Origin of the sequence: Ancylobacter sp. (assembly GCF_965229075.1) — a bacterium.
Classification (GTDB): Bacteria; Pseudomonadota; Alphaproteobacteria; order Rhizobiales; family Xanthobacteraceae; genus Ancylobacter.
Window position 1 is genome coordinate 262421 of record NZ_CBDDIO010000001.1, and the last position, 14948, is coordinate 277368.

General features: G+C 67.0%; 16 protein-coding genes. 4 read left to right on the forward strand and 12 right to left on the reverse strand.

The window, feature by feature from the left end; translation table 11 throughout:
• Window positions 1-134: 134 nt before the first annotated feature.
• The 3 genes from ACO07Z_RS01475 (at window position 135) to ACO07Z_RS01485 (ending at window position 1386) form a co-directional block, all read left to right on the forward strand.
• Window positions 135-641 carry a ferritin-like domain-containing protein gene (locus ACO07Z_RS01475; protein ID WP_421697081.1) on the forward strand — a complete coding sequence of 169 codons (507 nt, stop codon included), beginning with the start codon at window positions 135-137 and terminating at the stop codon, window positions 639-641.
• Between the two features lie 47 nt (window positions 642-688).
• Complete coding sequence (locus ACO07Z_RS01480; protein ID WP_244377650.1) at window positions 689-868, forward strand: DUF3008 family protein; 180 nt, start codon at window positions 689-691, stop codon at window positions 866-868.
• An 86-nt stretch (window positions 869-954) separates the two neighbouring features.
• Entirely contained in the window at window positions 955-1386 is a 432-nt protein-coding gene (locus ACO07Z_RS01485; protein ID WP_421697082.1) for a low affinity iron permease family protein, read from the forward strand.
• 12 nt (window positions 1387-1398) lie between these two features.
• Here the strand turns inward: ACO07Z_RS01485 and ACO07Z_RS01490 are convergent, their stop codons facing one another.
• The 12 genes from ACO07Z_RS01490 to ACO07Z_RS01545 form a co-directional block, all read right to left on the reverse strand.
• A complete protein-coding gene (locus ACO07Z_RS01490; protein ID WP_421697083.1) occupies window positions 1399-2508 on the reverse strand; it encodes an ROK family protein in 1110 nt (369 codons plus the stop codon).
• 91 nt (window positions 2509-2599) lie between these two features.
• Window positions 2600-2977, reverse strand: coding sequence for a DUF2934 domain-containing protein (locus ACO07Z_RS01495; protein ID WP_421697084.1), 378 nt, complete (start codon window positions 2975-2977; stop codon window positions 2600-2602).
• A gap of 148 nt (window positions 2978-3125) precedes the next feature.
• Window positions 3126-4730 (reverse strand): FGGY-family carbohydrate kinase, encoded by a 1605-nt coding sequence (locus ACO07Z_RS01500; RefSeq protein WP_421697085.1) that lies wholly within the window; start codon window positions 4728-4730, stop codon window positions 3126-3128.
• A gap of 3 nt (window positions 4731-4733) precedes the next feature.
• Window positions 4734-5462, reverse strand: coding sequence for an SDR family oxidoreductase (locus tag ACO07Z_RS01505; protein WP_421697086.1), 729 nt, complete (start codon window positions 5460-5462; stop codon window positions 4734-4736).
• Window positions 5463-5652: 190 nt separating this feature from the next.
• Window positions 5653-6690: an NAD(P)-dependent alcohol dehydrogenase gene (locus tag ACO07Z_RS01510; RefSeq protein WP_421697859.1), complete on the reverse strand. Its 1038-nt coding sequence runs from the start codon at window positions 6688-6690 to the stop codon at window positions 5653-5655.
• Between the two features lie 41 nt (window positions 6691-6731).
• Window positions 6732-7814 carry an ABC transporter ATP-binding protein gene (locus ACO07Z_RS01515; RefSeq protein WP_421697087.1) on the reverse strand — a complete coding sequence of 361 codons (1083 nt, stop codon included), beginning with the start codon at window positions 7812-7814 and terminating at the stop codon, window positions 6732-6734.
• 47 nt (window positions 7815-7861) lie between these two features.
• Complete coding sequence (locus tag ACO07Z_RS01520; RefSeq protein ID WP_421697088.1) at window positions 7862-8836, reverse strand: sugar-binding transcriptional regulator; 975 nt, start codon at window positions 8834-8836, stop codon at window positions 7862-7864.
• A gap of 10 nt (window positions 8837-8846) precedes the next feature.
• Window positions 8847-9761, reverse strand: a complete 915-nt coding sequence (locus ACO07Z_RS01525; RefSeq protein ID WP_421697089.1) for a sugar phosphate isomerase/epimerase family protein — start codon at window positions 9759-9761, stop codon at window positions 8847-8849.
• Complete coding sequence (locus ACO07Z_RS01530; RefSeq protein ID WP_421697090.1) at window positions 9758-10576, reverse strand: carbohydrate ABC transporter permease; 819 nt, start codon at window positions 10574-10576, stop codon at window positions 9758-9760. The genes ACO07Z_RS01525 and ACO07Z_RS01530 overlap by 4 nt, the downstream gene beginning before the upstream one ends.
• Window positions 10576-11493 (reverse strand): carbohydrate ABC transporter permease, encoded by a 918-nt coding sequence (locus ACO07Z_RS01535; RefSeq protein ID WP_421697091.1) that lies wholly within the window; start codon window positions 11491-11493, stop codon window positions 10576-10578. Before ACO07Z_RS01535 ends, ACO07Z_RS01530 begins: the two co-directional genes overlap by 1 nt.
• A gap of 43 nt (window positions 11494-11536) precedes the next feature.
• Window positions 11537-12091, reverse strand: coding sequence for an SIS domain-containing protein (locus tag ACO07Z_RS01540; protein WP_421697092.1), 555 nt, complete (start codon window positions 12089-12091; stop codon window positions 11537-11539).
• Window positions 12092-12374: 283 nt separating this feature from the next.
• Entirely contained in the window at window positions 12375-13724 is a 1350-nt protein-coding gene (locus ACO07Z_RS01545; protein ID WP_421697093.1) for an ABC transporter substrate-binding protein, read from the reverse strand.
• Between the two features lie 324 nt (window positions 13725-14048).
• Between ACO07Z_RS01545 and ACO07Z_RS01550 the strand changes: the two genes are divergently transcribed.
• Entirely contained in the window at window positions 14049-14825 is a 777-nt protein-coding gene (locus ACO07Z_RS01550) for an inositol monophosphatase family protein (protein WP_421697860.1), read from the forward strand.
• The last annotated feature ends 123 nt before the right edge of the window (window positions 14826-14948 follow it).

Genomic DNA, 14948 nt, shown 5'->3' on the forward strand with positions numbered 1-14948 from the left:
GCGCTCGAATCCAAACGTGGAACGTGGCTTCATCTCGCGTGTTCATTCAGTAGAGCGCGGCGATAGCGCGCCACGCGGGGGTTCCGGCTACCAGGGCCCGACCCTTTTTACCTTTCCGCAAGGAGGAAATGACCATGGGCTTGTTTTCCAAGGACATCAAGACGATGGACGATCTCTTCGTCCACACTCTGCGCGATATCTATTATGCGGAGAAGAAGATCGCTTCGTCTCTGCCCAACATGATCGAGAAGGCGACGGATCCGCAGCTCAAGGCCGGCTTCCAGCAGCATCTGTTGGAAACCGAGGGGCACATTCTTCGCGTCGAGGAAGTGTTCAAGATGCACGGCGTCGAAGCCAAGGCCGTCACCTGCCCGGCGATCGACGGCATCATCGATGAGGCGGAGGAAGTCTCGGGCGAAGTCGCGGACAAGCAGGTTCTGGACGCCGCGCTGATCGCGGCGGCGCAGGCGGTGGAGCACTATGAGATGACGCGCTACGGCACGCTCATCGCCTGGGCCAAGCTGCTGGGCCGGCCGGACTGCGCCAGCGTGCTCGCCAAGACGCTCGACGAGGAAAAAAGCACCGACGCCAAGCTGACCAAGTTGGCCGAGGCCCGCGTCAATCTTCACGCCGCCGAATAGCCGGCGCTCCCGCCTGGCTGGCGGGGACGGTCCGGAGGAGGTTTGCCATGCCCGCCAAATCCAAAGCGCAGCAGAAGGCCGCCGGCGCGGCGCTCTCCGCCAAACGCGGCGAGACCAAGAAGAGCGACCTCAAGGGCGCTTCCAAGTCGATGGAGAAATCCATGACCGAGAAGCAATTGGACGAACTCGCCAGCACCAAGCGAAAGGGCAAGCCCGAACACGCTTGAAGCCGAAGCGAGACGACCGATGGCGGCGGGGGAACCTCGCCGCCATCGGCGCGTTTCACCGCCGCTTGAAGCGAAAGGTGGGGCATATGCGTTCGACGGACGGGAAACCGAAACGTTCGTTTTTCACCCGCTTCTCGCAATGGGTCGCGGCCCAGGCCGGAAAACCGGCGGTGTTCGCGGCTGCGGCGGGGCTGATCGTGTTATGGGGGCTTACGGGCCCCCTTGTCGGCTTCGGCGACACCTGGCAGCTGATCATCAACACATCGACCACCATCATCACCTTCCTGATGGTGTTCGTGATCCAAAACAGCCAGAACCGCGACACGGCGGCGCTGCATATCAAGATCGATGAGTTGATCGCCCGCACCAAGGGCACGCGGCACGTGCTTCTCGACCTTGAGGAGCTGGACGACACGACCTTGGAAAAAATCCGCGCCGATTACGAGGAGCTGGCCCGTCGCGCCCGCGAGGATGGGGAAAGCGAGCGCGGGGGCGCTTCCGTGCCCCCGGCTGCGTAGCGGGCGCGGACCTCAGTCCTTGCTCTCTTTCTTGGCCGCACGCGGGCGGTTGGTGAAGCGCGCATTGCCGAGGCCGGTGCCGATGGTCAGCACGCCCCAATGCGTCACGTCCTGCATGAACGGCACTTCGCTCAATCCCTGCACCACGGCGTCATTATGCATCACCACGGTGGTCTCGTTGCCGCCGATGGCGGGGATCGCCTCCCACAGCGCCGCCGGCAGGTGAAAGCGCGAACTCTGCCAATTGCCGGGCAGGTTCTGCGCGCCGTTCTCGATCGACCCGTCGCCGGCGATGGAACCGGGACAGCCGACGCCGATGAAGGGGGCGAGCTTCAGCTCGTGCTTCTCCGCATCAGCGATGAGCGTCTCCAGCATGGAGACCAGCTTGCCGACGGCTTCCTCGCGCCCGGGGTCTTCATCGCCATGGCGCCAAAGCTCGAAGCCCCGCACCCGCGCCTTCGACAAATCGTCTTCCTTGTCGAGGTTCAGCTTGACGATGCCGCAGCGTATATTGGTACCGCCAATATCGACCGCCAGGATGTGATCGAAGCTGGCGAACATCCAGCTCGGCGCGAGATGGGCTGCTCCGAGGAGCCCCGCCTCGTCGGGATCGTTGCGAATCGGGCGCATCTCGATTGTCAGGCCGGCTTCCCGCGCCAACAATTCGGTGCGCGCCACCGCGATTTCGGCGAAGCGCCCCGCCTTCAGGCCGCCGCCAATGACGATACGCTCCGTGTCGCGCCACTCCTTGGTGCGCATGAAGCGGCGCACCACGGCGAAAAGCTGCTGGGCATATTCCTCGATGGCGCTGTGAATGATCGCCTGCTCGTGCGGCTTTCCCTCGCGCAGCGCCTCGTCGATCGCCGATTTCGACAGCTCGGCCGTCGGCGTTTCGCCGAGCACCGACAGTTTCCTGTCACCGAGGTCGCGCCAGCGGTCGAAAATCTCGAAGAAGGCGGCCCGCCGCGCGCGGTCGCCGACGAAGCCGCTGTCGTCGCGCAGCTGGGCGTTGAAGGCGTCGACAGTGACGCCGGTGAGCGTCGCGGCGCCATGCACCGCGACATTGGGCGGAACCTGCGGCGCGGTCTCCGCCGTCGCCTTGCGTGCTGCCGATTTGGCCATGGATATCGCTCCCCATCTGTCCCGTCTTGTTCGGACGAGAACGGCGGACGGGCAGGGGACGTTCCATCGCGACGCGCGGAAAGCGGGCCGCTCAGCTCCGCTTGCGGCGGCCGGCGGGCACAGGGGCGACCGGGGCCGGCTCCGGAGCGACCACTACGGGCGATTCGGCCGGCTTGGCCTTGGAGGCCTTGGCGCGGATCGGCTTCGGCGCGGCGGTCACGGGTTCTGCCGCCGGGGCGCTCGCCTTGGCCTTGGCGCGGCTTGGCTTCGGCGCCGCTTCGAGATCGGCCGCAGCGGCCTCCACTTCCGGCTCCGGCCGGGTCTCGATGCCGGCCTCTGGGGCGGCATCCTCCTGAAGGACGATTTCAACCGCCCGGTACCAGTGTTCGCTGTCGCGCCCGTGGGCATAGCCGTCCTGTTCCCACAGCCGGTAGGCCCATTCACGGATACGCTGTTCTCGATCGTTCATGTCGTCTCCCGCGTCAGACTGGTGTCAGCGTGAACCCTCAGCGCCTGCTTCGCTATCGCAAAGGTGTCGCAGGGGTGTGAAAAGCGGAAGACGGAAGATGACGTAGGCGCTTCACGTTGCAGCGACGCGGCAGCCGCGTCGCTTGCCGTCAGTCGCGCAGGCTGCGATAGGCGCCCTGCAGCCTTTCAAAAGCATGGAAGCGGCGTTCATGCCAGTGGCGCGTGGACGTGCTCGGCGAATAGACCACCTCGATCTCGGACATGGCCGACATCGCCCCGGCGAAGCTGTCATAGCGGCCGGCAGCAACCGCGCCGAGAATCGCCGAGCCGAGCAGCACCGGCTCCGGCGCTACCGTGGCGGCGATGTCCACCTGCGCCGCATCCGCCAGCACCTGACGCACCAGCGCGCTTTGGCCGGCCCCGCCGGAGATGACGACCATCTGCGTGCGCGCGCCCTTGGCGGCCTGTGCGTCGAGAATCTGCCGCAGCCCGTAACCGATGCCAGCGAGGCCCGCCATATAGAGGCCGACGAGGCTGTCCAGCCCCTCATCCATGCCGAGCCCGGCGACGATCCCGCGCGCCAGATGGTCGGCGAAGGGGGCACGGTTGCCGAGAAATTCCGGCACCACATGCAGGGTGCCGACCAGCGCGGCGATGGCGCCGGCCCCGCCGGCCGCCTCGGCGCGACGCGCGAGCCAGACATTGAGGCTCTGCCCCGCTGCCCGCGCCAGCTCGGCGGCCTGCGGCGCGGCCGGGTGCAGCCGCACCAGCCGGTCGATGGCGGCGCCGGCGGCGGACTGGCCGCCCTCATTGAGCCAGAAATCCGGCACCATGGCGGAGTAATAGGGGCCCCACACACCCGGCACGAAGGCCGGTTCGGGTGTTGTCAGCAGGGTGCAGGCGGAGGTGCCGAAGACATAGGCCATGCGGCTGAGCACATCGCCGCTGCCGCCGCGCGCGCCCACCGTGCCGATGCCGCCGGCATGGGCGTCGATCAGCCCGGCCGCCACGGCGGTGCCCGGCGCGAGGCCGAGTTCATCCGCCGCCTCGACCGTCAACCCGGCGCCGAGCGGCGTGCCCGCGGCGACGATCTCGGTCCCGATACGGGCAAATCCCTCATCCGCCAGCGCGCCAAGGCCGATCTTGCGAAAATAGCTCTCATCCCAGCGCTGTTCGTGGGCGAGATAGGTCCATTTGCAGGTGACGGTGCAGACGGAGCGGGCAAGGCTGCCGGTGGCCTTCCAGGTGAGGAAGTCGGCGAGGTCGAGAAACTGCCAGGCACCGGCGAAGGTGGCGGGGAGTTCCTCGCTCAGCCACAGCAGCTTTGGCGTCTCCATTTCCGGCGAAATGGTGCCGCCGACATAGTCCAGCACCGGGCTGCCGAGCGCGTTGATGCGGTCGGCCTGGCCGGTGGCGCGGTGGTCCATCCACACGATGATGTTGCGGGCGGGATCGCTGTGCTTGCCGACGGGGAGGGGGCGCCCCTCCGGCCCCAGCACCACCAGCGAACAGGTGGCGTCAAAGCCGATGCCGGCAATGTCTTCCGGCGCCAGCCCGGCAGCTTCGCGCGCTTCCCGGACGCAGGCGCAGACGCAGGCCCAGATATCATCGCTCGACTGCTCGACGATATCTCCCGCTTCCTTCCACATGCGGATGTCGCGCTTGGCGACGGCGAGCTGCCGCCCGTCCGCATCGAAAATGCCGGCGCGCACGCTGCCCGTGCCGACATCGATTCCCGCGAAGCATCCGCCCATGGCCTAGAGGTCCGTTCCGTTCGGCACGATCACCAGATCGCGTATGGTCACGTTACGCGGGCGTGTCAGCATGAAGATGACGCAGTCCGCCACTTCCTTTGCTTCCATCAGGGCCCCGGAGGCAAGAGCCTCGTCGAGCTTGGCCTGCGGCCAGTCCTTGATGAGGGCGGTCACGACCGGCCCGGGCAGAACCGCGCCGACGCGGATTCCGTGCTTGGCCACCTGCCGGCGCGTGGTGTGGACGAAGGCCTGCACGGCGAATTTCGACGCGGTGTAGATCGGCTCCCACACCACGGGCACCACGCCAGCAATGGAGGAAGTGAACAGCACATCGCCGGTTTTTCGTTCGACCATATGAGGCAGCACGGCCTGCACGGTGCGAAAGGCGGCGTTGATGTTGAGGTTCAGCACCCGGTCCCACACGTCGGGGTCGCCTTCCACCACGTCGCCACCGATATAGGCGCCGGCATTGGCGTGGAAAATGTCGAGCTGGCCGCATTTTTCCAGGATCTGCGGCAGCATGGTGGCGACGCTCGCGGGGTCGAGCAGGTCGACCACGACCGGCACCGCCTTCGGGCCGAGCTCAGCGCAGAGCGCGGTGAGGTTGTCGGCGGCGCGGTCGACCAGGGCCACGGTGGCGCCCTCAGCGAGCATGGCACGGGCGCATTCGAGCCCGATGCCCGACGCCGCGCCTGTTATGGCGGCCACCTTGCCTTCAAGCCGGTTTGCCATAGGGAAACTCCGATGGGGTTGGCAGGCGCCCGGTCGAGCGGGCGGAAGAAGCTTGTCACTTTCCTCTCCCCGTCGGGGAAAGGTGGCCCGCGAAGCGGGTCGATGAGGGGGCGTTGCCTGCGAATCCGTCCGCGAACGGGCCCCTCACCCGAACCCTCTCCCCGGCGGGGAGAGGGAGGCGGTCGACGCTTTAGCCTGGCATCACGATCTGCAGCTTCACGTCGGTCGGCAAGCCCTTGGCGGCCCGGTCGAACGCCTCGATGCTGCGGGCGAAGTCGAAGGTCTCGGAGATCAGCGGCTTGAGGTCGACCTTGCCGGAGGCGATGAGGTTGACCGCGCGGTCGAAATTATTGGCGTAGCGGAACACGGTCTCGATCCGCGCTTCCTTAATGATCGCCGCCGCCACATCGAATTTCGTCGTCTCCACCGGCATGCCAATCAGCACCAGCGTGCCGCCGGGGCGGACGATATCGAAGATGCCCTCATAGGCGCGCGGCGAGCCGCTGGCCTCGAACACCACATCGGCGCCCCAGCCCTCGGTTTCCTCCGCGACGACCTCGGCCAGCGGGCGCTCGGTGATGTTGACGGGGTGGACGCCCGGATACTGGCCGGCAATGGCGAGCTTTGGCGCGGAGAGGTCGGAGATGTAGACGCGCGAGCAGCCGCCGGCGAGCGCGGCGAGCGCGGTCATGATGCCGATCGGGCCGCAGCCGATCACGACAGCCACGTCGCCGGGGGTGATGCGGGCGCGGGTTGCCGCCTGCAATCCAACGGCGAAGGGTTCCACCATGGCTCCCTCGGCGAAGGAGACATTCGCCGGCAGCTTGTAGGTGAAGGCGGCGGGGTGGACGACCTCGGGGGTGAGCACGCCATGGATCGGCGGCGTCGCCCAGAAGCGCACATCGGGATCGACATTGTAGATGCCGAGCTTGGTGGCGCGCGAATTCATGTTCGGCACGCCCGGCTCCATGCAGACCCGGTCGCCGACCTTGAGGTTCTTCACATTGGCGCCGACCGCCGTGACCGTGCCGGCGGCCTCATGGCCGAGCACCATAGGTTCGCGCACCACGAAGGAGCCGATGGCGCCATGTGTGTAGTAATGCACGTCGCTGCCGCAGACGCCGACCGTGTGGATGGAAATCTTCACGTCGTCCGGGCCGACCTCAAGCGGGAGGTCGATGTCGCGAAGGGAAAGCTCGCCCTTCTTTTCGAGAACCAGTGCCTGCACCATGGGGCGTGTCCTGCTGGAGTGTGCCGTCGCCGGGGCGCTCAGAGAGCGAGGCCGGCGGCGTCGAAGAGATAGATGTGGGAGGGGTCGATGCCGAGGGTGAGCGCATCGCCCGGCTTGAGGTTCGGCCGGCCGGCGGTGAGCGCGATGATCGGCTCGCCCTCCGAGCGGGCATAGAGCTGGGTCGAGCCGCCGAGGCTCTCGGCGAAATCGAGGGTGAGCGCCAGCACCGGGTTGGCGGCCCCGACCGTGAGATGTTCCGGCCGCAGCCCCACCGTCACCGCCGCCCCGACCTTGGTGCGCGCGGCGGCCGGCGTGTCGAGCGTCAGCGTGCCGCCGGCGAAGGTCGGGTGCGCCAAAGTGAGCGTGTTGCCCGCGATCGACGCCACCTTGGCATTGATGAAGTTCATCTTCGGCGAGCCGATGAAGCCGGCGACGAAGGTGTTGGCGGGGGTGTCGTAGAGCTCGGTTGGCGAGCCGATCTGCTCGACGAGGCCGGCGCGCAGCACGACGATACGGTCGGCCAGCGTCATCGCCTCCACCTGGTCATGCGTCACATAGACCATGGTAGCGCCGAGCGAACGGTGCAGCTTGGCGATTTCCACCCGCATCTGCGAGCGCAGTTCCGCGTCGAGATTCGACAGCGGCTCGTCGAACAGGAACAGCTTGGGATGGCGGACGATGGAGCGGCCGATGGCGACACGCTGGCGCTGGCCGCCGGAGAGCGCGCGCGGCTTGCGCTCCAGCAGCGCTTCCAGCTGCAGGATGCGGGCGGCCTCCAGCACCTGAGCCTTGATCTCGGCCTCCGGCTTCTTCGCCATGCGCAGGCCGAAGGCCATGTTCTCGAACACGCTCATATGCGGGTAGAGCGCATAGGACTGGAACACCATGGACACCTCGCGCTTGGCGGGCTCCTCATAGGTGACCTCGCGGCCGTCGATATAGAGTTCGCCCGAGCTGACATCCTCCAGCCCCGCGATCATGCGCAGCAGCGTGGACTTGCCGCAGCCCGAAGGACCGACGAAAACCACGAACTCGCCCTTCTCGGCCGCGAAGCTGACGCCCTTGATGACGGCGGCATCGCCGTAATTCTTCTTGATGTTGTCCAGTCGCAGGAAGGTCATCGTGCAGTCTCCAGAGTGGCCGGCCGCAAGGGTCCGGCGGCCGTCCATCAGTTCGTGAGCAGCGCCGCGGCGCAGCTTTCGTCCGTCACCAGTCGTTTCACATAGCCCGCGCGCAGGATCGCCCGCACGATCGGCACCTTGTAGAGCCCGCCGGAGGCCAGGATCGAGTGGCGCACCGGCTTTACCTCATGCGGGGCCAGCGACAGCACGCGCTCGTTCAGAGGGTGGTCCACCGGTCGCCCGTCGGCGTCGAGAAACATGCCGAGCAGGTCGCCTACCGCCCCGGCCGCCCGCAGGCTGTCGATGTTCTCGGAGACGGTCTGTGTCTGCACCAACAGGGAGCGGGTCGTCATGTCGCCGCAGGAGAGCAGCGCCACGTCGACCGTCCGCGCCCGGCGCATGGTCTCGCTGATCCCGTGGTGCGAGAGCAGCATGGTGCGGCTCTCCGGGGTGGGGAAATAGAGCGGGGCGGCGAGATAGTAGCATTCGGCCGAAATGGCGCGGGCATAGCCGGTGGCGACCTCGAAGGTGCTGGAGCCCGAGCCGCGCGTGAGCCCGCCCATGACCGAGGTCACCCAGCTCTCCGTCATCGGCCGGGCGGTGACGCGCTTCAGCCCGGCGGCGAGCGTCTTGCCCCAGCCGACACCGAGGCCCATGCCGTTCTCCAGCAGCGTGTCGAGCATGCCGCCGGCGGCTTCGCCGATGACGCGCTGCTGTTCGGCCTCGTCAGGCAGGGCAGGGACCACGGTGACCTGTTCCAGTCCATACTGCGCTTTCAGCTTCTGCTCGGCCTCGATGCAATCGGCCATGGGCAGGCGGATATCGATGAACACCGACCCGTCCGAGCGCACCTGGCCGAGGATCTTGTTGGTGCGCAGGCGCGTGAGGCCGAGCTGATCGGCGATCTCCTGCTGAGTCAGGCCGCCGATGAAATAGAGCCAGGCGACCCGCGCACGGATCTGCGCCGCCTCCATCTCCTGCGTGCCCACCGGCCTGCCGCGCTCGCGCCCGCCCCCGTTCATCACCCGTGCCTTATGCCAGAGCGTGCTTGAGGCGCGCGCAACTGGTCTCCAGCGCGGCGAGGATGGTGCGGCTGTCTTCTTCGAAGGGGTAGAACACTTCGAGTAACACCGGGCAGGTGTCGGTGCCGGTGCGGCGCAGCAGGGCGGCGGCCTCCACCGGATCGACCTTGCCGGGCACGGTGAAGTCCCAATGGCGGTCGAAGGCGAAGTCGGTCTGCTGGATGTGAACCGCGGTGGTGACGTCGGCGAGGTCCCGCAGCCAGGTTTCCATGCCGTCTGCCACGTCGCCATAGAGCGGCGCGAAGGTGGCGTGGCCCCAGTCGATGCAGAGGCGCCATGGCACCGCGCTGTCGGCCACGTCGTTCATCATCTGCCGGGCTTGGGCGATGGTCCACGGCCATTCGCGGCGCAGCGGCGTCGGCTCGACATAGAGCTCGCTCAGGCCCTCGGCGGCGGCGCGTTCGCCGAGCCGGTGCATGCGGGTGACGAGTTCGGCATAGTCGGCCGGATCGAGCGCCGCAGCCTCGGCTCCGTCCAGCCTCGCCGGCAGGGCGCCGAGAGGGCCGCCGACGCGGGGAATGCCCGCCAGCGCGGCGAAGCGATAGGCGCGGCCGAGCCAGTATTCGGCGTAGTTGCGCACCGCGGGATCGGGATGCAGCAGCTGGTTGAAGCTGTAATGGGCGAGGCCGATGAAGGCGCTGTGGATGGTGATGCCCGCCGCCTCCGCCGCGCGCCGCACCTCGGCGGCGTGGCGGTCGACGATGGCATCCGGCCACATCGGGTCGACCAGATCGAACGAGAACTGGACGAGGTCGAGGCCGAGCCGCTCGCGCACCACGCCCGTCCACAGTTCGGGCGTCACCCAGCGCTTGGTGCAGAAGCCGAGATTGATGCCGAAGCGGATCGGCGCCTGGGTCCCGTTCACTTGGTCGCTCCCATGGTCAGGCCGCGCACCATGTGCCGCGAGACGATGAGCGCGAAAATGGTGACGGGCAGGACGATGACGGTGCCGGTGGCCATGATCTTACCCCAGGGCAGCTCATAGCCGGACATGAAGCTGGTGGCGACGACCGGGGCGGTCTGCACGGCGCGGCGCGTCAGCACCAGCGCATAGAGCAGCTCGTTCCAGGAAAAGATGAAGGAGAAGATCGCCGACACCGCGATGCCCGGCGCGCCGAGCGGCAGATAGATCTTGCGGAAGATGGTGAACTGGCTCGCCCCGTCGAGCCGCGCCGCCTGTTCGAGGTCCGCCGGGATCGACTTGAACTGATCGGTGACGATCCACACCACGATCGGCAACTGGAAGGTGAGATAGATCAGGATCAGCACGAGATGCGTGTCGAGCAGCCCGGTCTGGATCGCCAGCAGATAGACCGGCAGCGCCAGGACGATGGGGCTGATCATGCGGTTGGAGATGAACCAGAACCACAAATCCGACTTGCCGCGGAACTCGTAGCGGGCGAGCGCGAAGGCCGCCGGGGCGCCGAGGACGACGGCGAGCAGGGTGGAGCAGGTCGCCACGATCAGCGAATTGATGATCGCGCCGCTGACCTTCGTGTCGGCGAAGATCTCCGCATAGTTCTGCAGCGTCGGGGTGAAGAACCACACCGGCGGCGAGGACAGGATGTCGGCCTGCGTCTTGAAGCTCGCCGACACCATCCAGAAGAACGGAAACAGCGTGAAGATGACAACGGCGGTCAGGCCGAGGGCGTGAAGCAGCTTGCCGGACGAGATACGCATCAGTGAACCTCGCGGTAGAGCAGGCGGATGTACAGCCGGCTGATGATGATGGTGAGGATCAGCAAGAGGATCGCCTGCGCCGACGCGGTGCCGAGATCGAAGATGCGGAAGCCCACGCGCTGGATGTAGATGGAGATGAGGTCGGTGGCCGAGCCCGGGCCGCCGCGCGTCATCACGAACACCATGTCGAACAGCTTCAGCACATCGGCCGAGCGCAGGATCATCACCGCGGTGAGGCCGGGCAGCAGATAGGGCAACTGCACATGGCGCAGCAAAGCAAGCTTTGACGAGGTTTCCAGCCGCGCCGCCTCCTCGATTTCGCCCGGCACCATGGAGAGGCCGGCGAGGAAGATGAGCGCGCAGAACGGCGTCCACTGCCACACATCCATGATGACGATGGCGGCGAAGGCGCCGTCGGGGGTGGAGAGCCAGTCGATGGGGCCAAGCCCCACAACGCTCAGCGCCTGGTTAGCCACACCAAAGTCTCGATTGAAGATGAGTCGCCCGATGAGGCCGACCACGGCATAGGTCGTGGCCAGTGGGACGACCAGTGTGACCCGCGCGAGCGATTTGAGCAGGCCCATGCCGGGCTTGTGCAGCAGCAGGGCGATGGCGAGGCCGAGCACCACCTGGATCGGCAGCACGGTGACGTAGAACTTGGCGGTGAGAAACAGCGAGGACCAGAAGGTGCTGTCGGTCAGCACGTTCACATAGTTCTCGAAGCCGATGAAGGGAAAGCCCTCGCGCGGCCGGGTGATGTTGTAGCGCCGGAACGAGGTCACCAGCGCGAAGATCGTGGGGTAGATGCCGATCACGAACAGCGTCAGCACGGCGGGCGCCAGGAACCAGAGCGGCGTCCAGCGTCCATAGCCCCGGTTGGGCCGGCGTTGTGCGGGGGATGTCGCGGTGTCGCTCATGGCGTCTTCCTGTGGTGCCTACCGGGAGAGGGGAGCCCCCCGGTCACTCCAGATTCGTATGGTTGGCGCGCATCTGCGCCGGGGTCACGCCGAGCCGGTCGCGCAGGCCGAGGATCAGGATCTCGAACAGCACATAGAGCGCGCCCTCATAGAGCGAGCCCATCGGCAGAACCGAGGTCGCGGCCGCGCCCTGGTCGCTGGCCATGGTCTGCGCGGGAACGGTGAGCACCCGGTCGGCGCGGGCGGCGGCGGCCCCGCCCGCCTCGGCGGTGACAACCAGCGTGCGGGCACCGGCCGCGCGCGCCTCGCCCATCAGCGCGGCGACGGTGGAGAAGTCCCCCGGCCCGGCGGACACTACCAGCACGTCGCCGCGGCCGACCGGCGGCGTGGTCATGTCGCCCACCACGGCCGCCTTGAGGCCGAGATGGAACAGGCGCATGGCGAGACCCTTGATCTGCAACCCTTCGCGGCCGACGCCGTAAAGCGCGATGCGGCTGGCGCCGGCCAGTTCCGCGATGGCGCCGTCCAGCTCGTCGGCGCTGACCTGATCGAGGCAGGCGCGGATCTCATCCAGGGCGCGGGCGTGAAGCGTGGTCATGGCATTGGCTTTCGCAAGGCTTGAGAGCCCGACATTCTTCCGAGCAACGTCATCCTGAGGTGCCCGGCGGCAGCCGGGCCTCGAAGGATATTCATCCCGGCGGGCCAGAAGGGTCATCCTTCGAGGCTCGCTACGCTCGCACCTCAGGATGACGCCGCTTCCGGCAAAACGCTTGGGGGATGGCGATGCGCGGGGCAAAGGGGGGGCGGATGCCGCTTCGCGGGTTGCAGCATCCGCCCGGAGGCCGGCGGCGCGGGAGAGAGGCCCCGCCGCCGGCTTCAACTCACTGCAGCAGCTTCTTCTTGCCGTCGTAATAGCCGTCCTTGCCGAGAATGGCCTCCATGCGGGTGCCGATCTCCTTGGAACCGCCCTCGACGGTAACTTCACCCAGCATCATCTTGGAGCCCCACTCGGCGACGATCTCGGAGATCGCCGGCCAGGCCGGGAAACGGGGACGATACTCGGGAACGCCGGCCTGCCAGGAGGCGACCATCGGCTCGACGAACTTGTACTTCGCCTTGATCTCCGGGTCGTTATAGACCGCCATGCGGCCCGACACGCCGCCCGCCTCGACATAGGCCTTGGCGATGGCTTCGGAGGTCGCCCACTGGATGAACAGCCAGGTGGCCTTCTGCTGCTCGGGGGTCGCCTGCGAAGCGACGGCGAGCGAGAAGCCGCCCAGCGCGGGCAGGCGGCCGGCCGGGCCGGCAGGCTCCGGCGCCACGGCGAGGCAATCGCCGAGCTTGGAGGTCGCGGGGTCGGCGAGGGTGGAATAGAAGGCCGACCATTCGGTGATCATCGCCACCTGGCCCTGCGCCAGCGCATTGACGGCCTCGGCATGGTCGAAGGAAACGACGCCCGGCGGCTGATACTTGAGCAGGTCCTGACGGAACTGCAGGCCGGCCTGGCTCTCCTTGCTCATCAGGTTGGACTTGAACTCCTTGTTGAGGAGCGAGCCGCCAAAGGGCCAGAGGAAGCGCATGAAGCTGTCCGCCGACTGGGTCTCGCCGCGGCGCGACTGCAGGGCGTAGGCGTACTGGTTCTTCGACTTGTCGGTGAGCTTGGGACCGTAAACGGTCATCACCTCTTCCCAGGTCGCCGGCGGCTTGTCGAAGCCCGCTTCCTTGAGCTTGCAGGAATTATAGAACAGCAGGCCGGAATAATTGTCGAAGGGCAGGCCGTAGACCGTGCCGCCCCAGGAGCCGAACGCTTCGAGCAGCAGCGGGAAGAAGCCGTCGAGCTTCAGGTTCGGGTCGGTGATCGCCTTGTCCTTGGCGAGTTCCTCGACCGGCACCAGCCAGCCATTCTCGGCGAATTCGCCGATCCACACGAGATCGACCAGCGCCATGGTGAGGTCGCCGCGCGAGGTGAAGTTCAGCACTTCCTTCTCGCGGGTGTTCTCATAGGGGACGATTTCGTAATTGACCTTGATGCCCGTCTTCTTCTCGAACTCGGGCAGCAGCTTGATGATGGCGCGGTAGCCCGGGCGGTCGAGGAAGATGCCGTTGACTTCGGTGCCCTTCAGAGGCTTGGCCGCCTCTTCGAGCCAATCGGCCATCGCCGCGACGGGCATGGCCGCCGTTGCCGCCGCAAGGGCGACGACGCTGGCGCAGATTCTCAATGCACGCTTCATGGTTTCCTCCTGAAATGGCGCAGCGCCACGGTTTAGGGCGAGGCCGGCATGCGGGACGGTTCAACCGTCTCTCGTCTTGGCGGCGGGGCGGGCCGTTACCGGCGCTGCCTTCCTCCGCGGAAATGCCGGACGGGCCGGCCTCAACCTTGCACCGGCACTTATCGTGAAGCCCGGCGACGGCGACGGGGGTAAAGCCATCGACGACGAAAGCGATACATTTGTAATCTGGAATATGCAATAGCATCGAGATCGGGCAAGGTGGCCGATGCGTGGCAGTCAACAAGCGTGGAGACGTGCAGAATGGCAGCGGAGCATGACGACGGAATGGACCCGCTCCACGCCCGGCACGCCCTCGCCGAGGCCTTGGCGCGCAAGGCGGGCGCGCGGGCGCGCGGCTTCTTCCTGCAGCGCGACACCCTGCATCCGGAGCTGAAATCCGCCTCGCAGGACCTCGTCAGCGAGGCCGACCGCAGCATCGAAGCGTGGCTGCGCAAGGCGATTCGCCGGCGCTTCCCGCAGGACGGCATTGTCGGCGAGGAAGAAGCGGCGAGCGCGGGCACCTCCGGCTTTGTCTGGGTCATCGACCCGATCGACGGCACGATGCCCTTCCTTGTCGGCCAGCCCAACTGGACGGTGTCGATCGGGCTCGCCCGCGACGGGGAGGCGGTAGCCGGCGTGATCTATGCGCCGATGCTGCGCGAGCTGTACTCGGCCGTTCGCGGCGGCGGCGCCCGGCTCAACGGGCGGGTGCTGACGATGAACCCGGACTGGACGGTGGCCTCCACCACCACCGGCTTCGGCGCCACGCAGAAGGCGCCGGCGCCCGAGGTGGGCGCCTTCGTCGAGGCGCTGTACCGCGCCGGTGGCGTGCTGTTCCGCGTCGGTTCCGGGGCGCTGATGCTGGCCTATGTGGCGGCGAACCGGCTGGCGGGCTATTACGACCCGACGCTGCATTGCTGGGACTGCTGGGCCGGCATGGTGCTGGTGCGCGAGGCCGGCGGCCTCGTGACCTTCGAGGGCGATTTCACCCGGCCGGGGGCGCTGTGGGCGGGCAATGCGACGGTGCATGCGGAACTGAGGCAGCTGAGCGGGCGCGACTAGGCATCCGGGAGGGGCTTCGGCTGCGCATTCGGTCATCTCAGCTTCGAGCACGGTCAATCAGCCGGCGGCTCCGGCGATAGGCTTTCCCCTGCGGTGCCGGTCCTGCGGCAGATCGCCAACAGA